Source organism: Streptomyces sp. NPDC093510, assembly GCF_040683555.1.
Lineage (GTDB): Bacteria > Actinomycetota > Actinomycetes > Streptomycetales > Streptomycetaceae > Streptomyces.
Genome location: NZ_JBFBEE010000003.1, coordinates 219,785 through 243,633, shown reverse-complemented (window position 1 = coordinate 243,633; position 23,849 = coordinate 219,785). Strand labels below are relative to the sequence as shown.

The window sequence follows — 23,849 nt, the reverse complement described above, 5'->3', positions numbered from 1 at the left end:
TGTTCCCCGCTACGCCCTGCCGGGGTAGGAGCACCAAGCCCGCCGCTTCGCGGCGGATGTATCCCACCCACCCACCCGTTTGCCCCGCGACGCCCCGCGGGAGTAGGGGCGGGCGGGTGGGGTGTTCCCCGCTACGCCCTGCCGGGGTAGGAGCAGTAGAGGGGTGGCCCTCCACCGGGCCGCAGCCGCAAACGCGGCCCGAGGGGACGTGGGGGTATGTGCGCACGGAGCACCGAGGAAACATTGGCGTCTTTGGACTTGAGGCGTGGCGAAGGGATAGCGAGTACGTACATACCCCCGCGGCCCCGCCCCACAGACGGGCGGAAGGCGAGACCCGCCCCGGACGGGCCCAGGGAGGGGTGGAGTTCCCCCGTGTCCTGGCCGTACGGCCAGACCAGGAGGCCGGGCTGGACCGACCTGGTGGTCGGCGCGGCCGGCTGCGTGCTCCTCGCGGCGGCGGCCCGCGTCCGCCTGGCACGCAAGGCCCCGTAGCGCCCGCCCCACACGCCCCGCGATACTTCCGCCACCTCACCCGTCACGGAAGGACTCGCGTGCTCTCACGTTTCGGCACTTTCGGCGCCCTCGGCGTCGCCGCCCTGCTGACCGGACTAACCGCCACCCCGACCCCCGCGTCCGCCACCCCCGCATCCGCGGGACGGACCGCCCCCACCACCGAAGAGGCCCGGCTCGACCGCGCCGCCCCCCAGGAGATCCTGCGACGCAGCGGATTCGACTCGGTGGCGCCGGAGTTTGCCGCGGCACTGGGCAGGGCCCACTCCTACGACCAGGCCCGACGGACGGTCGTACGCGAAGGACAGTCGCTGTGGCGGCGGGCGGTCGACCGGGCGCAGGGCAAGGGCAAGGGCAAGGAACGGACGGCGGGCCTCAGCAAGGACGACGACCGCCCGCTTTACTGGGCGCGGCTCGGGATGACGCGGGAGCTGCGGCAGTGGGAGCCCACCCGGTTCCGGCTCAGTGAGGGGCAGCGGGCCGAGCTGGAAGACCGGTTGGAGCGGAGCTCACGCGGGCAGGACACCGTCCGCCACTCCACCGGAAAGCACACCAAGCGCGTCCTCGTCACCGGCTTCGATCCGTTCACCCTCGACCGTGACGTCCGGATCAGCAATCCGTCGGGCGCCGCCGCGCTCGCCCTGGACGGTACGACGATCCGGACCCCGGACGGGCCCGCGCGCGTCGAGGCGGTGGTCTTCCCGGTCCGCTGGGAGGACTTCGCGGACGGCGCCGTGGAGCGGGCGCTCCGCCCGTATCTACCGCGCGTCGACCTCTTCACCACCATCAGCCAGGGCCGCGTGGGCCGCTTCGACATCGAGCGGACCAACGGCGCCTGGCGCGGCGGGTTCGCCGACAACGAGAACCTGTCGCGCACCGGGACCGTCCCGGTGCGCGATCCCGCGACGCAGCCCCAGTGGACGTCGACGACCCTCCCGTACAAGGAGATCGTGGCCGCGAAGACGGGCCGTTTCCCGGTGTACGACAACACGTCGGTGACCGAGATACCGGCGGGCGGCACCGAGCCCGTGGTCCGTCCGGACGGGCCCACCGCGGGGTCGACGGCGCGCGCGGGCGGCGGCGGGGACTACCTGTCGAACGAGATCGCGTACCGCGCGACGCTCCTGCGGGACCGGCTCGGCCTGCGCGACAGCCTGCCCGGCGGCCATGTGCACACGCCTGTCCTGCAGTTCGGCGCGGGGAACACCGACCCGGCGACGGGTGCCGTCACCGATCCCGAGTTCGTACGGAACCGGCTGGACATCATCGCTCAGGTGCGGGGCATCCTCGGGGTGGCCGTGTCGTCGTCCTGACCCGCCGCGGAAGCGCCGCCCGCGCCGTCGCCCCCCGACCCGTTCTCGCCCAGCAGATCCCGCGTCATCAGCGTCGCGCCCGCGACCGCGCCCGGCATCAGGAACACCGCGACGAACGGCACGAGGAAGACGACGGCGAGCGGCGTCCCGAAGCCCCAGGCGAGCTGCTTGCGGGAGCGCAACAGGGCGAGACGGTCGCGGAGTCCGACACCGCGCCGCTGCATGGCGACCGCGGTGAGCTCCTCGACGAGGAAGAAGCCGGTGACGCAGAAGCCGATGACCGGGACGACGGTCTGGCCGACGACCGGGATGAAGCCGAGGGCGAAGAGCAGCACGCCCCAGCAGAGCGCGCGCACGACGATCCGCAGGCTGTCCCTCGCCGAGATCCACAGCTCCCGCCAGAGCGGCAGCCCCGACTCGGGGGCGTGGCCGCACTCGGAGATGTCGACCTGCTCGGACAGCTTCTCGTAGAACGGTTCCCCGATGAGCAGCGTCACCGCGGTGAAGGTGAGGACGGACAGCAGCAGCGCGAGCGCGAAGAGCAGGGCCGTCAGGAAACCGCGGAAGAGTCCGGACCACGGCGATGACCAGTCGTCGGCGAACGGCGTTGCCCAGCCGACGAGATCATTGCCCCACAGGGCGAGCGACACGAGTGCGGCCGCGTAGAGGACGAGCGTGATGAGGCCGGGCAGCAGCCCCCATCCGTACTGCTTGCCGTGCTGGGCGACCCAGCGCTGCCCCTTCATCAAGTAGCCGAAGCCCACACCCAGATCGCGCATGCGGCACACCTTAGCCGCAGGTGGGCGGGGGTTTGCGCGCAGTGTTCCGCAGGACTGTCACAGCTGGGGAACAAGGCCCTGACCAAGGCCGTGAACAAGGCCCTGAACAAGGCCCTCTTGTTGAACGGGAGTTGAACCGGTAAGACCTCGCTTATCGATCTCCCGGAGGTACGTATGGGTATATCCCGGCCATCCAGACCCGTTCTGCTCACCACCGCGGCCACCGCGGGCGCGCTCGTCCTCACCGCGCTCGCCCCGGGCAGCGCGACCGCCGACCCGACGCCGCGCCCCGCCGTCCGCGAGGGCTCGCCGCTCGGCGCCGACCGGGCCGCCGAGGCGCCGGAGGGAGCCGCGGAACGCGCCCTGGAGGACACCCCGGCCCCACACCTCGGCGGTGACAAAGGCCGCGACGGATACCCGCGCGAGCGGAAGCTCACCGCACCTCCGGAGAACCCCGCCGACAAGTCGATGAAGCTGGGGCTCACGCCGTACCACGGCATCGCCCCGAAGCTGAACGCCCTGCAGCGTCTCGGCGACCGCGTGAGCGTGGAGATCGCGGGCCGGTCCGCGGGCGGGCACCAGCTCTATCTCGTGACGGTCACCGCGCCCGAGTCCGCGCGCGAGGCGGCACGGCAGGAGCGGATGCGCGAGCGAATAGAGAACTCGCCCGGGGCCGCCGCCCGGGACAAGGCGATCAAGTCCTCGTACAAGACGCCGGTCTTCATCAACAACAACATCCACGGCAACGAGTGGGAGGGCACCGACGCCGCCCTGAAGCTCGTCGAGAAGCTGGCGAAGGCGAAGGACGGGAAGAGCCGGTCGCTGCTCGCGCACAACCGCCTCTACTTCAACATCACCGCCAACCCCGACGGCCGCATCGCGGGCACCCGCGCCAACGCCAACGGCTTCGACCTCAACCGCGACTTCATCACCGCCTCGCAGCCCGAGGCCCGCGCGGTCCGGCACATCGCCGTCGCCAAACAGCCGGCGGTCATGATCGACCTGCACGGGTACGTGAACGGCACGCTGATCGAGCCGACCACTCCCCCGCACGGCGAGAACTACGAGTACGACCTCTTCCTCAAGAACTCCTACTCCAACGCCCTCGGCATGGAGGCCGCCGTCAACGGCCTCGGCTACACCGAGGAGAAGGACGGCGTGAAGCCCGCCGTCATCCCCTTCCGGGACCAGGAGGAGGGCTGGGACGACTGGCCGCCGATCTTCACCCCGCAGTACATGCCGTTCCACGGCGCGGTCGCGACGCACACCATCGAGTTCCCGATGCAGGTGAACAACGACGCGTACGAGACGCAGCCGGTCGCCGAGCTGCGTCGCAGGGCGGCCGTCAACGTGGACATCGCGGGCGCGGCGATGCGCGCCACCCTCGACTGGACCGACCGCCACCGGACGTCGGTGATCGCCGACCAGATCGAGGTCTTCCGGCGGGGCGCGACGGGCGCCGAGCAGGTGCCTGTGTCGGAGGAGACCGTGCCGGGAGTGCCGGGGATCGGGCCCGAGGACGTGTACACGACCGAGTTCCCGCGCGCGTACGTGATCCCGGCGGGCGACGCCGACGGTGGGCGGGGGCAGCGCTCCGCGACGGCGGCGGCGCGGCTCGTCGACCACCTGGTCGCCAACGACGTGCGCGTGGAGCGTGCGAGCCACGGCTTCCGGCTCGGCGGGCGGACGTACCCGAAGGGCTCGTACGTCGTCGACATGCACCAGCCGAAGCGTGGCCTCGCCAATGTGATGCTGGCCGACGGGCGGGACATCAGCGACAAGGTGTCGACCATGTACGACATCTCGGGGTGGAGCCTCGGACGGCTGTGGGGCGCGAGCGTCGACTCCGTCAAGAGCGGTGACCTCGACGGTGTGCGCACGCGCACGGTGCGTGCCGCCTCGCGGGTCGGGTATGTGGCGCCCCACGGCAACCTGCGGCTGCGCCTCGACGACCCGCGCGAGATCGCTGCCCTCAACTCCCTTCTCGCTGATGGCGTTTCGGTGCGTCGTGACCGTGACGGGAGCGCCGTCGTGCCGTCGTCCGCGCGCCGTGCCGCGGCCGCCGTCGCGAAGAAGTACGACGTGGCCTTCGACGCCACGAAGGTGAAGGGCAAGGCCGCGCTGCACCGTACGCGGGTCGCGGCGGCCGTCACGCCGGGCGAGCTGTTCGCGCTGCGGGAGATGAACTTCGACGTGGTGCCCGTGTCGACCGCCGTGCTCAACTCCGGCTTCGGCTGGAAGAAGGCGGATGTCCTCTTCGTGTCGGCCGGGCTCGACCGCGGGAAGCTGAACGACGCGGCGAAGGCCCGGCTCGACCGGTTCCTCGCCGGGGGCGGCGGCCTGGTCGGGCGGGGCGCGGCCGGCGCCGCCCTCAACGCCGACGCCGGGCTGCTCGCCGTCGAGGCCGTCGAGGGCAACGGCGACGCCAACGGCGTGGTCCGGGTGGCCAACACGGGCGGCACGGTCACCGGCGGGGCGCCGGACCACAGCTTCGTCTACTCGCCGTCGTGGTTCACCGGCCTCGGGCCCGGTGTGCGCGTGGAGCAGAAGTACGGCACCGGGAACCCTCTGGTCTCGGGGCACTGGCGGGCGCTGGAGGACGGCACCGGCGGGCCCTCGGACGCCGCGGGCCGCGCCTGCGTCGTCAGCGGGACGGCCGGGGCGGCGGAGGTGGTGCTGTTCGGCACCGAGCCGCTCTTCCGCGACCACCCGAAGGGAGTCTTCCCGCAGGTCGGGCGGGCGCTGCTGAGCGTCGGACGCGGTTAAGAAATACGGGGCGGAGCGAGGAAATACGGGGCAGGGCGCGGTGGTTGATCAGGTACCGATCATTGTGCCGCGCCCTGGAGGACGTTCCGTATGACGCGTGAGATGAGAGTGCAGGGCACTGTCGCCGAAGGTTACGAGGCGGTGCGCGACGAGTTCACCGCCGTGCTCGCCGCCGAGGACCCGCTCCACGCCGGGCAGTTGGCCGCGTACGTCAAGGGCCGCAAGGTCGTCGACCTGTGGGTGGGCCCCGACACCGACGGCGACACGCTGTACGGGGTGTACTCGTCGACCAAGGGCGCCGCGCATCTCGTCGTCGCCCTCCTCGTCCAGGACGGCACGCTCGACCTGGACCGTGAAGTCGCCCACTACTGGCCGGAGTTCGCCGCCCACGGCAAGGGTGCCGTGACCCTGCGCGAACTGCTCGCGCACCGGGCGGGCATCGTGGGCGCCGACGCGGGATTCTCCCCCGAGGAGCTCGCCGACGACCGGGCGATCGCCGAGCGCCTGGCCGCGCAGCGCCCGTACTGGCGGCCCGGCGCGGCCTTCGGCTACCACGCCCTGGCCATCGGCGCGCTCGCCGGCGAGGTGGTGTTCCGCGCCACCGGCCGCACGTTGCAGGAGCTGTACGAGGAGCGGGTGCGGGCGCCGTACGGCCTCGACTTCTTCCTGGGGCTGCCGGAGGAGCACGAGGCGCGGTTCCACTCCGTCCTGCCGATGGACCCCACGCCCGAGCAGCAGGCGCTCCTCGCCTCGCTGCCGACCGGCCCGCAGAACCTGGCCTCCATCGCCTTCAACCGCAACGCGCCGGAGCCCACCGACATCGAGACGCTGCCCAACTCGCGCCTGGTGCGCGCCAAGGGTCCCGCGTCGGTCGGCGGTGTGGCGTCCGCGCGCGGTCTGGCCGGGATGTACGCGGCGGCGGTCACCGGCGTCGAGGGGAGCGAGCCGCTCCTGAAGGCGAACACCGTCGCCGAGTTCGGGCAGGTCCAGTCGATCGGGCACGACCTGGTGTCGCGGGCCCAGAAAGCCTTCGCGGTCGGCTTCCAGGCCACGTCGGAGGTCGTGTACCCGTTCCTCGGCGCCGGTTCCATCGGGCACAGCGGCGCGGGCGGCTCGCAGGCGTTCGCCGATCCGCGCAGCGGCCTGGCGTACGGGTACACGCGGCGGCGGTACGCGTTCCCCGGCGGCCCGGCCCCGGAGAACGAGCGGCTGGCGCGGGTCGCGCACGAGGCAGCGCTGCGGCACGCGTGACCCTCGCGTACGCACGCGTGACCTTCGCGTACGCACGCGTGACCTTCGCGTACGGCGGAGGGCCGCACCCCTGGACGGGGGTGCGGCCCTCGCGTACGTACGAGCGGAGAGGTCAGGCGACAGCGAGCTCGACCTTGATGTTGCCGCGCGTGGCGTTCGAGTAGGGGCACACCTGGTGGGCCTTCTCGATCAGGGACTGCGCGGTGGCCGCGTCCACGTTCGGGATGGAGGCGGTGATCGCGACCTCCAGGCCGAAGCCGCCGGCCTCGTTCTGGCCGATGCCGACCTTGGCGGTCACGGTCGAGCCGGAGATGTCGGCGTTCTCCTTGCGGGCGACCACGCCGAGGGCGCCCTGGAAGCACGCGCTGTAGCCCGCGGCGAAGAGCTGCTCGGGGTTGGTACCCGCGCCGCTGCCGCCCATCTCCTTCGGCGGGTTCACGACGACGTCGAGCTTGCCGTCGTCGCTGGCCACACGGCCGTCGCGGCCGTTCTCCGCGGTGGCTACGGCGGTGTACTTGACGTCGATCTTCTGGATGGACATAACTGCTTCTTCCTCCTGAGATGTGACGTGGTGCGCGCCCACAACCACGGTTTGTGGAATTAGGTTATCGGATACCGGAAGTGCGTCCAGGAGTCCGTTCAGGCGAGGGAGACGATCATCTTTCCGGTGTTCTCGCCGCGGAGCATGCCGAGGAAGGCCTCCACGCCGTTCTCGACGCCCTCGACGACCGTCTCGCGGTACTTGAGCTCACCGGAGCGGATCCAGCCGCCGACCTCGCGGACGAACTCGGGCTGGAGGTCGCTGTGGTCCTGCACGAGCATGCCCTGGAGCCGCAGGCGCTTGCCGATGACCAGGGCGAGGTTGCGCGGGGCCGGGGTCGGCTCCTTCTCGTTGTAGCCCGCGATCATGCCGCAGATGGTGACGCGGCCGTGCACGTTCAGGCGGCTGATGGCGGCCTCCAGGTGCTCGCCGCCGACGTTGTCGAAGTAGACGTCGATGCCGTCGGGGGCGGCGTCCTTGAGCTGCTCGGCGACGGGCTTGTCGTCCTTGTAGTTGAAGGCGGCGTCGAAGCCGTACTCCTCGGTCAGGAGCTTGACCTTGTCGTCGGAGCCGGCCGAGCCGATGACGCGCGAGGCACCCTTGAGCTTGGCGATCTGGCCGACCTGGCCGCCGACGGCACCGGCCGCGCCGGAGACGAAGACGGCGTCACCCTCCTTGAAGGAGGCCACTTCGAGGAGCCCGGAGTACGCGGTCAGGCCCGTCATGCCGAGGACGCCGAGGTAGGCGGAGAGCGGCGCGGCCTCCGGGTCGACCTTGGTGGCGTGCTGGGCGGGCACGGAGGCGTACTCGCGCCAGCCGGCGAAGTGCAGGACGTGGTCGCCCACGGCGAAGCCCTCGGCGTTCGACGCCACGACCTCGCCGACCGCGCCGCCCTCCATGGGGCGGTCGAGCTGGAACGGCGGGACGTAGGACTTCACGTCGTTCATCCGGCCCCGCATGTACGGGTCCACGGAGAAGTGGAGATTGCGGACCAGGACGCGACCCTCGGCCGGGGCCTCGACGGGAACCTCGCGCAGCGCGAAGTCCTCCGGAACCGGCCAGCCGGACGGCCGCCGCACGAGGTGCCATTCGCGGCTGACGGAGGGGAGCTGCTCGGGGGTGACGGACATGGAAGGCGTCCTCCTACTGCGTGCGGACCCCAGGGTCTACTGCGCGACCACTGGGTGGCGGAAATGCTTCAGGTTGTAAAACAACCATGCTCCTGAATATTTCATGATGTCAAGTAACCGGGTAGCCTGAGGAGCATGGCCACCAGTAGCTCCCGCGTCCCCCGCACCGACCCGCTGACACTCGAAGTCGTCGAGCTCATCGGCACGGTCGTGGCGCGCTACCACGAGGAGTACGAGGAGGCGGCCGCCGAGCACGCGCTGACCGGGGCGCAGGCGCGTGTACTGGGACTGCTTTCCCTCGAACCTATGCCCATGCGCCGCATCGCGCAGAAGCTGAAGTGCGAGCCGTCGAACATCACCGGGATCATCGACCGGCTGGAGGCGCGCGGCCTCGTCGAACGCCGCCCGGACGCGACCGACCGGCGCGTGAAGCTGGCGGCGCCCACGGCGAAGGGCGACGAGGTGGCCCGCAGGCTGCGCGACTCCCTGAACTTCGCCCGCGAACCCCTGGCCGAGCTGTCGCGCGAGGAGCGCCTCTCCCTGCGGGGGCTGCTGCGCAGGATGCTGGGCGAGGAGATCTAGCGCTTCCCGGGGCTGCCCGGAGTCATGCGCTGCCCTGAGTCATACGCTGCCCCGGAGTCATGAGCTGCCCCTGAGTCATGAGCTGCCCTGAGTCATGGCACAGGCACAGGCCCTTACCTGCACCACCACAGGAAGCGGTCGCACGTCTCCGTGGGCGTGGGCTCGGGGGGACGCGTCGGCTTCGGGTCGTCCGCGGGAGGCGGGGACGTCGGGTCGGGTGTGTCCGGGGTGCCGCCCTGCGGCGGGGGCACGGTGGAAGTGGGCGTGCCGGGGCCGTCGTCGACCTCGCCCGCGTCGCTCCCCCGGCCCCGCCCGCCCTCGCCGGACCCGTCGCCCTCGCCCCGCTCCTTCTTGCCCTTCCCGTCTTTCCCGTCTTTCCCGTCCTTGTCGCCCTTGTCGCCCCGCCCCTCGGCATCCGTCGACGCGTCCGCGCTCGGACGGGACGACGTGGCCGCCGCGTCCTCGGCCGTCGTGCCGCCGGGAGCGCTCCCGTCCGAGCCCGTCGACTCCGACGGGGCCGGGTCCCCCGCCCCGCCGTCCGGCGCGGAGGCCGCCCGGTCGCCGGAGCTCCCCTCCGTGCCCAGCTCGGCGAGGCTCAGGCCGCCCGCCGCGAGCGCGAGGCCCGCGGTGACGAGCAGGACCTTGCGGCGCCTGCGCCGGTGCGCCGCCCTGCGACCGCGTTCCCGGCCGCGGGCGCGCGGGGACGGCTCCTCGTACGCGACGTCGGGGCCGCCGGGCTCCTCCCGCGACGCGGCGACGGACTGCGCGTACTCCCGGCAGGCTTCGGCCGGGGTTCCGCACCCCGGGCAGGCGAGGGCGCCGTTGAGGTGCCTGCGGCACGGGTGGCAGTAGTCCATGAGGCATGGAGGCTAGGTGCCGCGCCCGTAACAGCGGAAGCCGGGGCTGTGAAAGTTGTGTGCGGAATCGAAAGCTCCGGCGTGTCGGCCCCTGTGGGCGCGGACCTCACGCCCTGCCCAGCCGCCCTCTCAACCGCCGGGCCCGCAGCACGAGTTCGAGTTCGAAGCGGCGGTCCGGGTCGTCCACCTCGTCGCCCCAGAGCTCCCTTATCTGCCGGAGGCGGTAGCGGACCGTCTGGGGGTGGACCCCCAGGCGCGCGGCCACCTCGGGGGCGCCGCCGCGGGTCTCCAGCCACGCCAGGAGGGTCTCGGCGAGGCGGCGGCCATGGGCGGGACCGCAGTGTTCCAGAGGGGCCAGGCAGCGGCGGGCCAGATCCTCGATGAGCTCCTCGGGCTGCAGCAGCACCAGCGCCTCGGTGTGCTCCGTGCAGTGCAGGACCTCACCGGAAGGCAGCAGTCCGCGCTCCATCAGACGCACCGCGGCCTCCGCCCAGCGCAGCGACTTCGCGGCGTCGGCGAGGGCGACGGGCGGGCCGATGGCGCCGGACCAGCCGGTCATGGCGCGGCGCAGCAGTTCGGGCCGGCCCGCCGCCTCGGGGTCGGGCACCACCATGCGGGGCTGTTCGGCCTCCATGTCGAGCAGGACGCCCTCCCCGACGGCGGGCGCGACGGCCTCCCGCGCGGGGCGCAGCAGGACGCCCACGGCGACGCGTTCGGGCAGCTGCCAGCCGACGCGGGCGGCGCGCTCGCCGAGGCCGTTGCCGAGGACCCCGGCGCCGCCGGACGTGTGGCCATGACCGGTCCCGTGCGACCGCCCCGAGGACGCGTCGGAGCGGCGCTCGGACAGCAGCAGTTCCATCAACTTGCGTTGCAGTCGCAGGCGTTCGCCCGCCTCGCGGGCCGCGGCCTCCGCGTATCCGCGTACGGACTGGTCGACCAGGCCGTCCAGGTACTCGAAGCCCGACTCGGCGAGTTCGTACATGGCCGGCGGCGGGATCTCGATCTGCTGGCCGATCTCGGCGAGGCGGCGCCAGGCCAGCCGTACGCCCAGGCGGTAGATGGCCTGGAGCGAGTCGAGGCTGCGGCCGTGCAGGCCCTCGCCGCGGCCGAACTCCTGGAAGACCTCCAGGTGATAGCGCGGCCGGCCCTCCTGGGACGCCAGCTGCTGGACGAAGCCCTCCAGGGCGCGCCGGATGCCGACCAGTGCCATGGGCTCGCCCGAGTCGTCGAGGACGACGGGCAGTCCGGGGTACTCGGCGCGGATCTCGCGCAGGATGTCCTGGGCGAGCGCGGGCACCTCCTCCAGGGCGAGCGCGGCGAACTCACGCACCTGTCGGGGCGGTACGTCGCGCCAGGCGGAGCGGAAGGGAGCGCGATCGCCCGGAGCGTGGACGGCGTCCGGGGTGCTGTCGTCCGGGAAGGCGCCGTCGGCCGTCAGGTCACCGGACGCCTGGGCGTGGGTCGCGGCCACGGTCGCTCACTGCCCCCGCGCCGGGGTCTCGTAATGCACGAGCGGCGTATTGGGCTGGTCCGGTGTGGCGTCGAGGAGCGCGACGATGCCGAGCGCCGCGCCCACGGCGAGGAGCGCCGCGGCGGCGACAGTCAGTGATGCGGCGAGCAGTCGGTGCATTGCGAGGGTGCCTCTCTGTCGGAGGTCGTCCCCACCCCGGGTCACACAGCCCCCGGCCAGGTCGAACGGCTCTGGCCGAGAAGTCCTGGTCGCACAGCCCGCGCCGGCCCCGTCCGGCAAGTGCCCAGTCTCTGCAATGCATTGACACTTCGTCAAGGGTGGGCCTACGTTCCCGGCCCATACGGCTCAGTAACACTTCTCCCGCCTCAGCCCAGGAGTGACCTCATGCGCCGCACCGCCTCACCTCTGTCGCTGATCCTGCTCGGGCTCGGCGTGTTTCTTCTGGTCCTCGCGCCGATGCTGGCCTGGTACGTGGAGCCTCGCGCGAAACGCACGCCCGTGGACATCGACACCATCACGGTCTTCAAGGGCAAAGGAAGCTATTTCGACACCGGCAAGATCAAGACTGTTCACGACAAGAACCTCACGATCACCCGGCAGGTCCGCGGCGACGTCGCCGACAGCGAGGACAGCGGGCGCGCCGTCTGGGACGTGGTGACGTCCGTCGACCCGGACAAGTCGCTGCCCGCCGCGAGCCCGCACGACTCGCTCCAGTGGACCCAGGAACGCTGGGTCACCGACCGGAAGACGAACAAGCCCGTGCACTGCTGCGACGAGGAGCCGCACTTCGAGGGCGAGGCCTATCTGAAGTTCCCCTTCGACGTCGAGAAGCGGTCCTACCGCTGGTGGGACAACACCTTGGGCGCGACCGTGCCGCTCACCTACCGGGGCACGAAGAAGATCCAGGGCTACGAGGGCTACCGCTTCACGGCCACCGTGAAGGCCACCAGGACGGGCACGCGCCAGGTGCCGGGGCGGATGGTCGGCCAGCCGAGGAAGAGCCAGGTCATCGCGGACGAGTACTACGCCAACCACGGCATCGAGCTCGTCGCGGACCAGCGCACCGGCCGGATCATCTACGCCGCGATCGGTCCCCGCAAGACGCTGCGCGCGCCGGGTTCGGACAAGGACGCGACGGTGCTGCTGGACAGCGAGCGGATCGCGTTCACGCCGGCCACGCAGAAGGCGCAGGTGAAGCTCGCCGACGACGACAGCAGCCGTCTGGAACTGGTCGGCGAGACGCTTCCGCTCGGTGCGGGCGTGCTGGGCGGGGTACTCGCGGTGGCGGGTGTCGTGCTCGTCGCGCGTGGGCGGCGGCATGACGACGGGGCGAACGGTCCCGGAAGGCACGGCGGTTCGGCGGAGCCCGGGAGTCCGAATCCGGACGCGTCACCGACCGCCCTGCAACCCACCACGATGTGATGAGACGTCAGCCCTTGAAAGCGCAAAAATTGTCACTTCGGTGAGTAGCCGCGCGGTACGGGGCGGCGAAAACTATCCACCCCACCCGCGCACAGTCCCCGCACCGCCCGAGCACAGCCCCAGCACCAGCCCCACCCCGGCACGACCCCCGCAGAACCAGCAGGACCGTTCCGCCCGACCGGACCCCCACAGTTCCGCACCCTGAGACGAGTTGGAGCACGCATGCCCCAGCACGTACCGTCCTCGCTGCGCTCGGCCGCCCCACGCCGCGCGGAGCGTCTTCCGGCGCCTCCCCCACAACCGCGCCGGATCGTCTTCCTCGCCCACCGCGACCTCGGCAATCCGGCCGCGGGCGGCTCCGAACTCCTCGTCGACCGTCTGGCCGACGGGCTCAGCAAGCTCGGCCACCAGGTGACCCTGTTGTGCGGCGGCCCCGCCGCCTACCGCGACTACCGCGTGGTCTCCGCCGGTGGAGACCTGGCCCACTACGTACGGGCACGTTCCGCGTTCACCCGGCAGGTCGGCGACTGCGACCTGCTCGTCGAGGTCTGCAACGGCATGCCGTACCTGGCGCCGCTGTGGCACCGCGGGCCCACCCTGTGCCTGGTCAACCACGTCCACACCGACCTGTGGGGGATGCGCTTCCAGGGCGCCCTCGCCCCCGCGGCCCGGCTCGGCCGCAGACTCGAACACTGGGCGCTGTCCGGCGCCCAGCGCGGCAACCTCCTCGTGGCCGTGTCGCCGTCGACATCCACCGCGCTGCGGGCGATCGGCGTCGAGCGCGAGCGCATCCGGATCGTGCACAACGGCGTCGAGGAGCCGGGGCCGCTGCACCCCCGCTCCGACGAGCCGCTGTTCCTCGCGATGGGACGGCTCGTCGAGTACAAGCGCATCGATCTCCTGCTGCGGCTCTGGGAGCGGGTCAGACCCGTCACGGGTGGCCGGCTCGTGATCGTGGGCGACGGCCCCGAGCGAGCGCGCCTCGAACAACTCGCGGGCCCCGGCGTCGAGTTCAAAGGGCACGTCTCCGAGGCGGAGAAGCACCGGCTGCTCTGCGAGGCGTGGATGCTGCTCCACCCGTCGGCCGTGGAGGGCTGGGGGCTCGTCATCACCGAGGCGGCGACCCGCTTCACGCCCTCGATCGGCTTCGACGTGCCGGGGGTGCGCGATTCCGTCGAGGACGGCGTGACCGGGCTCCTCGCCCGGGGCGAGAGCTCCTTCGCCGCCGCCTGGTGCACCCTGGCGCTCAGCGCCGAGCGCCGCAGAGCGCTCGGCAAGGCCGCCGGTGAGCGGGCCGCGCAGTTCCGCTGGGGCAACACGGTGCGGCAGTTCCAGGCGGTGGCGGCCGAGTCGGTCGCCGCCCACCACGCGGCGCACATACCCCAGGGGTCTGCGTGAAGGACCCCTCGCTGCGCCGTTCCGCCACCCTCTTCCGGGCCTTCCTGCGCGAGCAGCGGGAGCCCGAGCGGTGCTACACGCTCCTCGCCCGTGACGCCGCCGACCAGGTCGAGGCGTACGTACCGGTGAAGGGCCGCGTCGTCGTCGACATCGGCGGCGGGGGCGGCTACTTCACGGAGGAGTTCCGGCGGCGCGGCGCGCAGTCCTTCCTCTTCGAGCCCGACCCCGCGGAGCTGGGGGCCAAGCCGCCCGAGGGCGCGGTGGTGGCCGACGGCTATCTGCTGCCGCTCGCGGACGGCGTCGCCGACGTCGCGTTCTCCTCGAACGTCCTGGAGCACGTCGACGACCCGCAGACGTTCCTGAGCGAGCTGGTCCGGGTCACCCGGCCGGGCGGCCTGATCTATGTCTCGTTCACCAACTGGCTCTCCCCGTGGGGCGGGCACGAGTGGGCGCCCTGGCACTATCTGGGCGCCGACCGGGCCCGCGCCCGCTATGAACGGCGTACCGGTAAGGCCGCGAAGCACACACTCGGCGAGAACCTCTTCGCCCACCACGTCGGCACGACCCTGCGCCAGGTGCGCGGCCGCGACGACGTGGACATCGTGTCGGCCCGCTCACGCTACTGGCCCTTCCTGGCCGGGGCGATCACCAAGGTGCCGGGTGTGCGCGAGATCGCGACCTGGAATCTCCTCCTCATCCTCAGGCGGTGTCCATGACCACGGTCCAGGCCCCACCCCCGGCGGCCGCGAGACCCACGACCGATGCCCCCGAACCCTCGCGGGGGCCGCGCTCGCGGCGCTGGCTCCTCGGGTTCTGGGCCGTGGTGTTCGTGCTCTTCCTCGCGGTGAAACCGGGGCGGATGACGTTCGACACCAAGCTCGGTGTCGCCGTCGACCCCTGGCAGTTCCTCTCCGACCTCGGCCAGCTCTGGCACGACCGGGGTGGCTTCGGCGGCATCCAGGACCAGTACGTCGGCTACGTCTTCCCGATGCTGCCGTTCTACGGCCTGGCCGACCTGGTGCAGCTGCCGGTGTGGCTGGCCGAGCGGCTGTGGCTCTCGCTGATCGTGACGGCGGCGTTCTGGGGCGCCATGCGCCTCGCCGAGCGCCTCGGCATCGGCAGCCGGCACAGCCGCCTCCTCGGCGCCGTCGTGTACGCGCTGTGGCCGACGTTCACCGTCGTGGTCGGGTCGACCTCGGCGGCCGCGCTGCCCGGCGCGGTGCTGCCGTGGGTGCTGCTCCCGCTCGCCGACGAGCGGATCAGCGCGCGCCTCGCCGCGTCCCGTTCGGCGCTGATCATCCCGTTCATGGGCGGCGTGAACGCGGCGGCGACCCTCGCCTCGCTGCTGCCGGTGGGCCTCTATCTCCTCTCCCGGCCGAACGGCCCGCGCAAGCGGAAGCTGATCACCTGGTGGGTGCCCGGTGTCGTCCTGGCCACCGCCTGGTGGGCCGTACCGCTGCTGATGCTCGGCATCTACGGCGAGAACTTCCTTCCGTACGTGGAGAACTCGGCCACCACGACGGGCACCATGTCGGCGACCGAGACGCTGCGCGGCGCCGGCAACTGGGTCGCGTACCTGCACTTCGGAGAGGCGTGGCTGCCCGCGGGGTGGACGGTGGCGACGGCCGTCGTGACGATCGTCTGCTCGGCGCTCGCCGCCGCGCTCGGCCTCGCGGGGCTCGCGCGGCGCGATCTGCCGGAGCGGCGCTGGCTGGTCCTGACGGTGCTTTCCGTCGTCCTGGTGACGCTCGCCGGGTACGGCGGCGCGTTCGGGGCGCCCTTCCACGACACCGTCCAGTCCTGGCTGAACGGCGGTCTGGTGCCGTTCCGCAACATCTACAAGTTCCAGACGGGCCTGGCGCTCGCGCTGGTCTTCGGGCTGATGCACCTGGTGGGCGTGGCCTCCCAGGCGCGCGGCGCAAGGCAGGTGCGCGGCCGCCGGTACGCGCCACTGATCGCCGCCGTCCTCGTGCTGCCCGGTCTGGCCTGGCCTTACCTCAACGGCTCGATCCTGCAGCCGGGTTCGTTCCAGAAGCTGCCGACGTACTGGCAGGCGACGGCCGACTGGCTGGAGAAGTACTCCCCCGACTCGCGTGCCCTCGTCGTCCCGGCGACCGCGCACGGCATCTACACCTGGGGCTCGCCCATCGACCAGCCCCTGGACGTGCTCGCCGACTCGCGCTGGGCGCAGCGCGACTACGTGCCGTTCGGCACCGCCGGCAACCGCCGCGCGATGGACGCGGTCGAGCAGGCGCTGATGACCGGCGCCGAAGTGCCGGGCCTGCGCAACTACTTGACGCGTGCCGGTCTCTACTACGTCGTCGTGCGCAACGACCTCGACCCCGACCAGGTCGGCCACGTGCCGTCCGCGACCGTCAAGCGCACCCTGGAGGAGTCGGGCTTCAAGCGCGTCACGGGCCTCGGCCCGACGACGACCGGCGGGAAGATCGAGGACGACACCCCGATCCAGGTCGAAGGGCTCTACCCGCGCCAGCGTGCGGTCGAGATCTACGCTCCCGGCAAGGGCGCCGAACGCCCCGGCCAGGCGGGCCTGAAGCCGGTGTCCAACACGGCGGTCGTCAGCGGCGGCCCCGAGTCCCTGCTGCCGCTCTCCGCCGACCCGTCGATGCGGGACCGCCCGGCCGTCCTGACCGGCGACAACCACCCCGGCGTCGGGGCCCCGGGCCTCCAGGCGGTCGGTGACGGCCTGCGCCGCGCCGACACCCGCTTCGGCCTGGTCAACTCCAACACCTCCTACACGTACGCCCGCAGCGAGCGGAACGCGGTCGACGCCGTGCAGGACCCGGACAAGAAGCCGCACCAGATCCTGCCGACCAAGGGCATCGAGCACCAGACGACGGCGGAGCTGCGCGGCGCCAAGTCGGTCTCCGCGTCCAGCTACGGCAACTGGCTCTTCCACCTGCCGCAGTACGACCCCGTCAACGCCTTCGACGGCAACCCGGCCACGGCCTGGGCCGAGGGCAACGCGGGCTCCGCGGACGGCGAGTGGATCAAGGCCGAGTTCAACGCGAAGGTCTCCGTCCCTGCCTCCTTCCGCGTCACGCCGCTGCCGCAGGACGGCGTGCGGTCGGCGCCCACCCGGGTGCGCGTGGAGACCGAGCGGGGCAGCGTCACCAGCGACCTCCAGCCGAACGGCACGGCCCAGCGGATCAAGGCCCGCGCGGGCACCACCGACTGGATCAAGATCACGATCCTGGACACCCAGGAGGGCCGCCCCGGCCTGACCGGCGCCGGCTTCTCTGAGATCAGCATCCCGGACGTGCGCGTCACCAAGCTCCTCCAGCTCCCCACGGACGCGGAGAAGTCCACCGACGCCAAGGCGACGACCTACTCCATGCACCGCTCGTCGGACCCGGGCGCCCTGTCGCCGGTGAACGCCGAGGCCGGCCTGCACCGCCGCTTCACGACGACGGGCGAGGGCGCGTACGAGTTCAAGGCGAGCGCGGTCGCCGTGCCGGGCGCCGAACTCGACGAGCTGCTCTACAAGGTGGCGCCCGAACAGGAACAGCAGATCATCGCCACGGCCGACTCCACGGCGAAGCTGGGCAGCGGCCTGTCGCCGCGCAACCTCACCGACGGCGACCTGACGACGGGCTGGATCGCGGGCTCCGCCGACCGCCCCGTGATCCACCTCAAGTGGCCGGGCAAGCAGCCGGTGGGCGAGATCGTGCTGCCGGCGGCGGGCGGCCTGTCCACCCGCCCCGTGAAGATCGAGATCAGCTCGCCGGACGGCGCGGCGACCGCGGGCGTCGACGAGAACGGCAACGCGCGCTTCGCCCCGATCACCACCGACGAGATGGACATCACCATCACGGAGACCGCCCCGCTGACGATCCACAACCCGGTGGCGGACGAGGACCTCCAGCTGCCCGTGGGCCTCACCGAGGTGTACGTCCCCGCGCTCGACGAGTACCGCACCAAGCAGCCCGACCCGACGGACCGCTTCTCGCTGCCGTGCGGCCAGGGCCCGACGATGTCGATCGACGGGGAGCTGTACGAGACGAGCGCCAAGGGCAGGGTCCAGGACCTGACCGACCGCAGGCCGGTCGACATCACGCTCTGCCAGGAGGGCGAGAAGAGCTCCGCGGTCCGGCTCGGCGCGGGAGCGCACAGCGTGGAGACCGGGGACGCGGGACCGCTGGCCGTCATGGACGCGTCGCTGACCGTCGGCACGCCGGGCGACCTCGACACGACCGCCCGCGAGGTGGAGGTCAAGGACTGGCTCGGTGACCGCCGCGAGGTGACGGTCGGCGCGGGAGCGGCCTCGTACCTCACCACGTACGAGAACGTGAACGACGGCTGGAAGGCGACCCTCGACGGCAAGGAGCTCACCTCGGTGCGGCTCGACGGCTGGCAGCAGGGCTGGCTGGTGCCGGACGGCGAGGGCGGCACGGTGAAGCTGACGTACGAGCCGTCGCAGATCTACGAGATCGGGCTGATCCTGGCCGGTGTGGGCGTCCTCGCCCTGGCGGGCCTGGTCCTGGTCCTGTCCCGGCGCCGCGACACCGACACGGACGCCCCGTCCGGCCCGCCGCCCGCGCCCGGCATCATCCTCGGCACGGTGGCGCTCACCTTGGTGGCCGCGGTGATCGCGGGCCCCTTCGCCCTGCTCGTCCCGGCGCTCGCCCTCCTCGCATGGTGGCGCCACGCACTCCTGGTGCCGATCGCGTTCCTCGCCATGGCGGGCGCGGGCATCGCGGCGGCGACGGGGGCGGGCGAGGCCGTCTCGGCCGACGAGGGCGCGTTCGGCCACACCGCCCAACTCCTCGCCTTCATCGGCCTCTTCGCGGCCCTCGTGACGGTACGGGAGACACGTCCACGCACCACGGACACGTTGGAGTACGGCCCGGTCCCGCCCGGCACGCCTGTGCCGGGACCCGCCCCCGCGACGCCCCCGCTGCCCCGCCGCGAGCGAGGCGGCCCGGACACCGCACCGCAAGCGCCCCGGCACGACGCGGGCCCGACCGTCTCGGCCCGCGGCCCCGCCTCGGCCCAGCCGGATCCCGCGCCGCCCGGCCGCAGGGCGATGCGCCTCTCGCGCCGCAGGCGAACGTCCACGACAGGAGAAGGCACCCAGCGATGACCGCACTGGAACATCCGGCACGTCGCGCGGACGGCCCCGGCCGGCCGCCCGCGCGCGTGCCGTTCCCCGTCGTCGACGAGGTCTCACGGCACTGCCTCCAGGAGGAGGAGCCGGAGACCGTGCACATCGAGGTGCACCTGCCGGGCACCCCGGACCCGGACCGCCTCCGGGCCGCCTTCCACGAGGCCCTGCGCCGCCACCCCCGCATCCTGATGCGGGAGGCGCGGGGCCCCTGGTACCGCCGCCGCTACGAGTGGGAACTGACCGCGGAACCGGACGTGGAGGTCGTGACGTTCCCGGCCCCGGAATCCGACGCCCTCAAACGCGCCCGCGAACGCGCCCTCGCCGAGGCGCCCCCGCTCACCGCGTCGCCCCCGATCCGCCTGGAAGTGGTGACGCCGTCACCCGGCGAAGGCCCGCCCGGCGCCGAGAGCCGGGGGTCCGTCCTCTTCCTCACCATCAACCACACCGCCCTCGACGGCCCGGCCTGCCTCCGCGTCCTCGCGACGGCCGCCGAGCTCTACGGCGGCCGGGACAACTCCCCCGCGGCCCCGCCGTCCCGCGCCCCCGCCGGAGCGCAGGCGGCACAGGAACAGCTGCCGGCCGACGCGCCCTCGGGATGGTCGCCGCCGGCCCGGGTCGCGAAGGGCTCTCCCGAGCCGTCTCCCGGCAACGGCATGCTCGTCGCGGAGCTGCCCGTCCCGCGCCGCCCCAAGGGCTCGCCCTTCACCGTGAACGACCAGCTCATGGTCGCCACCGCGCTGATGATCGCCCACTGGAACCGCGAACACGGCGCCCGGCCCCGCCCCTTCCGCATCACGATGCCCGTCGACGACCGGCCCCGCGACGCCACCATGCCGATCGGCAACGGCACGCGCCTCGTCGAAGTCCCCTTCGGCGCGGACGAGTTGGCCAAGCGGGAGTGGACCCCGGAGGCCACCCGCGACCTGCTGCGCCGCACCTCCGAGCGCACCCGCGCCCTCAAGGCCCTGCCCCGCCCCCAGCTGGGCCGCGGCGCCGCGCTCCTGACCGCGCCGGTCCTCCCCGTTACCCTCAGGGCCGCCACCACCCGCGGGCTGCGCAGGGCCGCCGCGCCCTGGACGTCGACCACGCTCCTGAGCAACATCGGCCGCGTCCCGTACGCCCTGGACTTCGGCGACGCGGGCCGCGCGCACGCCGTGTGGTTCTCCGCGCCCGCCCGGCTGCCCCGCGGCCTCACCGTGACGACGGCGTCGACGGCGGGCCGTCTGCACCTCGCCCTGCGCTGGTCGAGGACGCTGCTCAGCCACGGCGACGGCGCACACCTGCGCGACCTGTTCGAGCACTACCTCCACGCGACGGAGCACACCGGGCCCGGCGACCCCGCCGCGAAGAAGAAGGAGGGGCCCAAGTGACCACCGCGACCACCAAACGCCCCAGCCGGCTCCGGGACTTCTACGAGAACCCTGCTGTCCCCGTCGCGTCCGGCGACGCCCGCAGCCTGCGCCAGGCCCGCATCCTCGCCGCCGCCCTCGGCCCCGCCACCTCCCGCACCGCCACGGTCCTCGACATCGGCTGCGGCGACGGCACGGCGGCGGCCACCGCGGCACCGCTCCTCGCGGGCCACCGCGTCATCGGCGTCGACTGGTCGCAGGACGCCCTGAAGCGCGCGCACGCCCGCCTCCCCTACGTCGTACGCGGGGAACTCTCCGACGGCGGGCTGCCGTTCGCGGACGGGGCCGCCGACGCCGTCCTGTTCAGCGAGGTCGTCGAACACCTCGTCGACCCGGACAGCGCCCTCGACGAGCTGAGAAGGGTGCTGCGGCCGGGCGGACACCTCATGCTCTCCACCCCCAACCTCGCGGCCTGGTACAACCGCGGCCTGCTCCTCGCCGGTGTGCAGCCCGTCTTCTCCGAGGTGAGCCTGCGCGCCGTCCACGGCCGCCCGGGCAAGGAGGTCGTCGGACACCTGCGGCTGTACACGGCCCGCGCCCTGCGCGAGTTCGTCGCCGCCTCCGGCTTCCGGGTCGTACGCCTGTCCGGCGCGCCCTTCCACGGCGTGCCACGGCCCCTGCGCGCCCTCGACCGGCTGGCCTGTGCCGTCCCCAGCGCGGCCTCGATCCTCCTGCTGCACGCCCGAAAGGCCTGACCATGTGGTGGGGCGTGGCCGCGGCGCTGATCGCGAACCTGCTCTACAGCACGGGATTCGTCCTGGAGAAACGGGCGTTGACGGCCATGCCGTCGGTCAGCGTCCGCAAACCCGCCCAGCTGCTGCGGCAGGTGCTCGGCAGCTGGCTGTGGATCGGCGGCTCGCTGGCCCTCGCGGCGGGCTTCGCCGCCCAGCTGGCCGTGTACCGCACGCTGCCGATCGCCGCGGCGCAGGGCATCTTCGTGTCCGGCCTGGTCCTCCTCCTGCTGCTCTCCTCCGTCCTGCTCGGCGAGCGGACCACGGGCCGCGAGCGGTACGCGGTCGGCGCGATCCTGCTCGCGCTGCTCATGGTGGTCCTCTCGCTCAGCGAGGAGAGCGACACGGTCGGCCGGGGCGCGCCCGTGGCGCTGATCCTCACGGTGTGCCTGCCGTCGCTCGCGGCGGGCGTCTGGCTGTACGGCTCCGCGGAGCGCCGCGCCAGGCACCGGCACCGCATGCCGACGGCGGGCGTCGAGTACGGCGTCGCCGTGGGCCTGCTGTACGGGGTGAGCTCGCTGGCCATCAAGGGCGTCTCCAGCTATCTGACGACGGAGGACATCGGTGGCGCGCTCGGCGGTCTGCTGCGCTCGCCCTACCCCTACCTGCTGCTCTTCACCGGCGCGTTCGGCCTGATCATGTCGCAGGCCGCCCTGCAGCGCTGCCGGGCATCGCTGATCGTCCCCGTGTGCACGACGGTCACGTCGCTGTTCACCGCGGTGCTCGGGACACTCGCGTTCGGCGAGGCGCTGCCGCACGAACCGGTGCGCCTCACCCTGCGGATCGCGGGCACGGTCCTCGCCGTGTCCGTGCTCCTCGCCATGCCGAAGCACGACGGCACCACACCCCGCCCCTCGACCGCTCCCAAGGAGTTGACCAGCGGATGAACCCCGACGACCCGCTGCTGAAGATCCTCGCGTGCCCGCTGGACAAGGGCCCGCTGCACCTGCTGTCCGCCGAGGAACCCCTCGTACCGGAGGAGTCGCTGTACAACCCGCGGCTGCGCCGCCGCTATCCCGTCGTCGACGGCATACCGCAGCTGCTGCCCTCCTCCGGCGAGCAGGTCCCGGAGGACGCGCACGAGCAGCTCCTCAAACGGATGTCACCGTGACGAGAGGATGCCCATGACCATCGCCGCCCGCCTGGCGCCCCTCGTCCCCGACCGGCTGATCGCCGCCGTGGCCCGGCTCGTCTATCCCCGCTTCGAGCCGGAACTGGCCCGGCTCGCCGACCTCTGCCCGCCGGGCTGCGGCACCGCCGTGGACGTCGGCGGCTGGTACGGGCCGTGGTCGCACCGCCTCGCCTCGCGCGCGCGGAGCGTGGTGACCGTCGAGCCGGTGCCGCACCTGGCGCGGCTGCTCTCCACGGGCACGCCCGGCAACGTCCGGGTGATCCAGGCCGCCGCGTCGGACCGCCCGGGCACGGCCAGGCTCTGGCTGCCGCGCGGCGACCACGGCGAGCGGGGCGTGTCCTCCCTCGTCCGGCGCGACATCCACGACGTCGCCGTGGACGTGCCGTGCCTGACCCTGGACGGGCTCGGCCTGCGGAACGTGCACTTCGTCAAGATCGACGTGGACGGCAACGAGCTGCCGGTGCTGCGCGGCGCGCACGAGCTGATCACCCGGGACCGCCCCGCGCTCTTCATCGAACTGGAGTCCCGCATCCAGCCGATCGACCCGATCGTGGAGCTCCTGACCGGGCACCACGGCTACCGGGGCTGGGTACTGCCGCACGACAAGTGGCTGCCGCTGGCCTCCTTCGACCTGGAGGCGCATCAGTCCCGCACGTCGTACGTCGTGTCGCAGGGCCTGCTGCGCCGGGTGCTCACCCCGAGACGCCCCCGGTATGTCAACTCGGTCCTGTTCCTCCCCGACGGCCACCGCCCGGGAGCGCTCGCGGTGCGCGACGATGGGGTGCATGCCCGCTAGCTCTTCGTTCAGCTCGTTCAGCTCATTCGGCGCCCTGGACTTCCAGCTGGTCCTGCTGCGCAGGATGGCCGACCACAACCCCGACCTGGTGGAGGACGCCCGGCACGAACTGGGCGTCTCCGTCGCGGACATGCGGGAGGCCAACCGCCGCTGGCAGGCGATGACCCGCTCCGCGCGCTCCCGGGGCGCCGCATCGCGCTACCGTTCGGTCCTCGGCACCCCGGAGTCGGCCGTCCGCCGCCGGATCGGGGACCTGGAGTGCGAGGCGCTGCGCTGGCCGGTGCCGCTCTGGCCCGATCTGCGCTTCGAGGTGCTGCTCGCCCCGAACGGGGCGGTGTGGAACGACTGGCTGGTGCGCGCGCCGGGGGCTCCGGCTCCCGAGCTGCGCACGCTCGACGATCTCACCCCCTGGTCGTGCACCGTCGACGAGGCGGCGCGCGCCTTCGCGCCGGCGCGGCCCATGGAGGGCACGGCGCCGACGCGGTGGGGCCTCACGTTCGAGGCGCCGGACGCGAGCGGTGAACGGCGGCGCTGCGTCGCGGAGTTCACCTGGGGTCTGCTCCAACGAGTGGCCCTCCCCTAGAGATCGACTTCCCCCGGTACCGCGACGAAGTGCATTCGGTACCCGCAGGC

Annotated in this window: 20 protein-coding genes; 14 read left to right on the top strand and 6 right to left on the bottom strand. The window is 72.6% G+C overall.

The features are described from left to right. The first annotated feature begins 551 nt into the window (after positions 1–551). The gene (locus AB0N81_RS05835) at positions 552–1,823 is read left to right on the top strand and encodes a pyroglutamyl peptidase (protein ID WP_365356009.1); all 1,272 of its coding nucleotides are present in this window, start codon (positions 552–554) and stop codon (positions 1,821–1,823) included. On the opposite strand, the gene AB0N81_RS05830 is transcribed toward AB0N81_RS05835, so the two are convergent. Beyond that, the gene (locus AB0N81_RS05830; protein ID WP_365356007.1) at positions 1,781–2,602 is read right to left on the bottom strand and encodes an EI24 domain-containing protein; all 822 of its coding nucleotides are present in this window, start codon (positions 2,600–2,602) and stop codon (positions 1,781–1,783) included. The two genes, AB0N81_RS05835 and AB0N81_RS05830, sit on opposite strands and share 43 nt — an antisense overlap. A gap of 174 nt (positions 2,603–2,776) precedes the next feature. On the opposite strand from AB0N81_RS05830, the gene AB0N81_RS05825 reads away from it, so the two are divergent. Continuing rightward, the gene (locus AB0N81_RS05825; RefSeq protein ID WP_365356006.1) at positions 2,777–5,368 is read left to right on the top strand and encodes a M14 family zinc carboxypeptidase; all 2,592 of its coding nucleotides are present in this window, start codon (positions 2,777–2,779) and stop codon (positions 5,366–5,368) included. Between the two features lie 90 nt (positions 5,369–5,458). Next, positions 5,459–6,619 (top strand): serine hydrolase domain-containing protein, encoded by a 1,161-nt coding sequence (locus AB0N81_RS05820; protein WP_365356004.1) that lies wholly within the window; start codon positions 5,459–5,461, stop codon positions 6,617–6,619. 112 nt (positions 6,620–6,731) lie between these two features. Here the strand turns inward: AB0N81_RS05820 and AB0N81_RS05815 are convergent, their stop codons facing one another. Beyond that, the gene (locus tag AB0N81_RS05815) at positions 6,732–7,160 is read right to left on the bottom strand and encodes an organic hydroperoxide resistance protein (protein ID WP_355808728.1); all 429 of its coding nucleotides are present in this window, start codon (positions 7,158–7,160) and stop codon (positions 6,732–6,734) included. Between the two features lie 98 nt (positions 7,161–7,258). After that, complete coding sequence (locus tag AB0N81_RS05810; protein ID WP_365356002.1) at positions 7,259–8,290, bottom strand: NADP-dependent oxidoreductase; 1,032 nt, start codon at positions 8,288–8,290, stop codon at positions 7,259–7,261. A gap of 135 nt (positions 8,291–8,425) precedes the next feature. Here AB0N81_RS05810 and AB0N81_RS05805 point away from each other — a divergent pair, with 135 nt between their 5' ends. After that, on the top strand, positions 8,426–8,872 hold the full coding sequence (locus AB0N81_RS05805) for a MarR family transcriptional regulator (protein WP_365356001.1): 447 nt from the start codon (positions 8,426–8,428) through the stop codon (positions 8,870–8,872). A gap of 113 nt (positions 8,873–8,985) precedes the next feature. Here the strand turns inward: AB0N81_RS05805 and AB0N81_RS05800 are convergent, their stop codons facing one another. From AB0N81_RS05800 to AB0N81_RS05790, 3 genes are all read right to left on the bottom strand, one after another. Further along, entirely contained in the window at positions 8,986–9,729 is a 744-nt protein-coding gene (locus tag AB0N81_RS05800; protein WP_365356000.1) for a hypothetical protein, read from the bottom strand. A 106-nt stretch (positions 9,730–9,835) separates the two neighbouring features. Then, a complete protein-coding gene (locus AB0N81_RS05795) occupies positions 9,836–11,059 on the bottom strand; it encodes a helix-turn-helix domain-containing protein (RefSeq protein ID WP_365356374.1) in 1,224 nt (407 codons plus the stop codon). Positions 11,060–11,206: 147 nt separating this feature from the next. Beyond that, positions 11,207–11,359: a hypothetical protein gene (locus AB0N81_RS05790; protein WP_365355998.1), complete on the bottom strand. Its 153-nt coding sequence runs from the start codon at positions 11,357–11,359 to the stop codon at positions 11,207–11,209. Between the two features lie 225 nt (positions 11,360–11,584). Between AB0N81_RS05790 and AB0N81_RS05785 the strand changes: the two genes are divergently transcribed. The 10 genes from AB0N81_RS05785 (at position 11,585) to AB0N81_RS05740 (ending at position 23,799) form a co-directional block, all read left to right on the top strand. Then, a complete protein-coding gene (locus AB0N81_RS05785) occupies positions 11,585–12,622 on the top strand; it encodes a DUF3068 domain-containing protein (RefSeq protein ID WP_365355996.1) in 1,038 nt (345 codons plus the stop codon). Between the two features lie 222 nt (positions 12,623–12,844). Then, positions 12,845–14,020 (top strand): glycosyltransferase family 4 protein, encoded by a 1,176-nt coding sequence (locus tag AB0N81_RS05780; RefSeq protein ID WP_365355995.1) that lies wholly within the window; start codon positions 12,845–12,847, stop codon positions 14,018–14,020. Then, complete coding sequence (locus tag AB0N81_RS05775; protein ID WP_365355993.1) at positions 14,017–14,736, top strand: class I SAM-dependent methyltransferase; 720 nt, start codon at positions 14,017–14,019, stop codon at positions 14,734–14,736. The genes AB0N81_RS05780 and AB0N81_RS05775 overlap by 4 nt, the downstream gene beginning before the upstream one ends. Beyond that, complete coding sequence (locus AB0N81_RS05770) at positions 14,733–19,124, top strand: DUF3367 domain-containing protein (protein WP_365356373.1); 4,392 nt, start codon at positions 14,733–14,735, stop codon at positions 19,122–19,124. The genes AB0N81_RS05775 and AB0N81_RS05770 overlap by 4 nt, the downstream gene beginning before the upstream one ends. Further along, a complete protein-coding gene (locus AB0N81_RS05765) occupies positions 19,121–20,518 on the top strand; it encodes a condensation protein (protein ID WP_365355991.1) in 1,398 nt (465 codons plus the stop codon). Before AB0N81_RS05770 ends, AB0N81_RS05765 begins: the two co-directional genes overlap by 4 nt. Next, entirely contained in the window at positions 20,515–21,252 is a 738-nt protein-coding gene (locus tag AB0N81_RS05760) for a class I SAM-dependent methyltransferase (protein WP_365355989.1), read from the top strand. The genes AB0N81_RS05765 and AB0N81_RS05760 overlap by 4 nt, the downstream gene beginning before the upstream one ends. Before the next feature lie 14 nt (positions 21,253–21,266). Continuing rightward, positions 21,267–22,175: a hypothetical protein gene (locus AB0N81_RS05755; RefSeq protein ID WP_365355988.1), complete on the top strand. Its 909-nt coding sequence runs from the start codon at positions 21,267–21,269 to the stop codon at positions 22,173–22,175. Next, positions 22,172–22,399, top strand: coding sequence for a Trm112 family protein (locus tag AB0N81_RS05750; RefSeq protein WP_365355986.1), 228 nt, complete (start codon positions 22,172–22,174; stop codon positions 22,397–22,399). The genes AB0N81_RS05755 and AB0N81_RS05750 overlap by 4 nt, the downstream gene beginning before the upstream one ends. A 7-nt stretch (positions 22,400–22,406) precedes the next feature. After that, positions 22,407–23,216, top strand: a complete 810-nt coding sequence (locus AB0N81_RS05745; protein WP_365355985.1) for an FkbM family methyltransferase — start codon at positions 22,407–22,409, stop codon at positions 23,214–23,216. Then, on the top strand, positions 23,206–23,799 hold the full coding sequence (locus AB0N81_RS05740; protein ID WP_365355984.1) for a hypothetical protein: 594 nt from the start codon (positions 23,206–23,208) through the stop codon (positions 23,797–23,799). Before AB0N81_RS05745 ends, AB0N81_RS05740 begins: the two co-directional genes overlap by 11 nt. Positions 23,800–23,849 lie beyond the last annotated feature (50 nt).

Coding starts and splice junctions, on each gene's coding strand:
- AB0N81_RS05830 (WP_365356007.1), bottom strand. CDS start 2,602: ATGCGCGATCTGGGTGTGGGCTTCGGCTACTTGATGAAGGGGCAGCGC.
- AB0N81_RS05825 (WP_365356006.1), top strand. CDS start 2,777: ATGGGTATATCCCGGCCATCCAGACCCGTTCTGCTCACCACCGCGGCC.
- AB0N81_RS05820 (WP_365356004.1), top strand. CDS start 5,459: ATGACGCGTGAGATGAGAGTGCAGGGCACTGTCGCCGAAGGTTACGAG.
- AB0N81_RS05815 (WP_355808728.1), bottom strand. CDS start 7,160: ATGTCCATCCAGAAGATCGACGTCAAGTACACCGCCGTAGCCACCGCG.
- AB0N81_RS05810 (WP_365356002.1), bottom strand. CDS start 8,290: ATGTCCGTCACCCCCGAGCAGCTCCCCTCCGTCAGCCGCGAATGGCAC.
- AB0N81_RS05805 (WP_365356001.1), top strand. CDS start 8,426: ATGGCCACCAGTAGCTCCCGCGTCCCCCGCACCGACCCGCTGACACTC.
- AB0N81_RS05800 (WP_365356000.1), bottom strand. CDS start 9,729: ATGGACTACTGCCACCCGTGCCGCAGGCACCTCAACGGCGCCCTCGCC.
- AB0N81_RS05790 (WP_365355998.1), bottom strand. CDS start 11,359: ATGCACCGACTGCTCGCCGCATCACTGACTGTCGCCGCCGCGGCGCTC.
- AB0N81_RS05785 (WP_365355996.1), top strand. CDS start 11,585: ATGCGCCGCACCGCCTCACCTCTGTCGCTGATCCTGCTCGGGCTCGGC.
- AB0N81_RS05780 (WP_365355995.1), top strand. CDS start 12,845: ATGCCCCAGCACGTACCGTCCTCGCTGCGCTCGGCCGCCCCACGCCGC.
- AB0N81_RS05770 (WP_365356373.1), top strand. CDS start 14,733: ATGACCACGGTCCAGGCCCCACCCCCGGCGGCCGCGAGACCCACGACC.
- AB0N81_RS05765 (WP_365355991.1), top strand. CDS start 19,121: ATGACCGCACTGGAACATCCGGCACGTCGCGCGGACGGCCCCGGCCGG.
- AB0N81_RS05750 (WP_365355986.1), top strand. CDS start 22,172: ATGAACCCCGACGACCCGCTGCTGAAGATCCTCGCGTGCCCGCTGGAC.
- AB0N81_RS05745 (WP_365355985.1), top strand. CDS start 22,407: ATGCCCATGACCATCGCCGCCCGCCTGGCGCCCCTCGTCCCCGACCGG.
- AB0N81_RS05740 (WP_365355984.1), top strand. CDS start 23,206: ATGCCCGCTAGCTCTTCGTTCAGCTCGTTCAGCTCATTCGGCGCCCTG.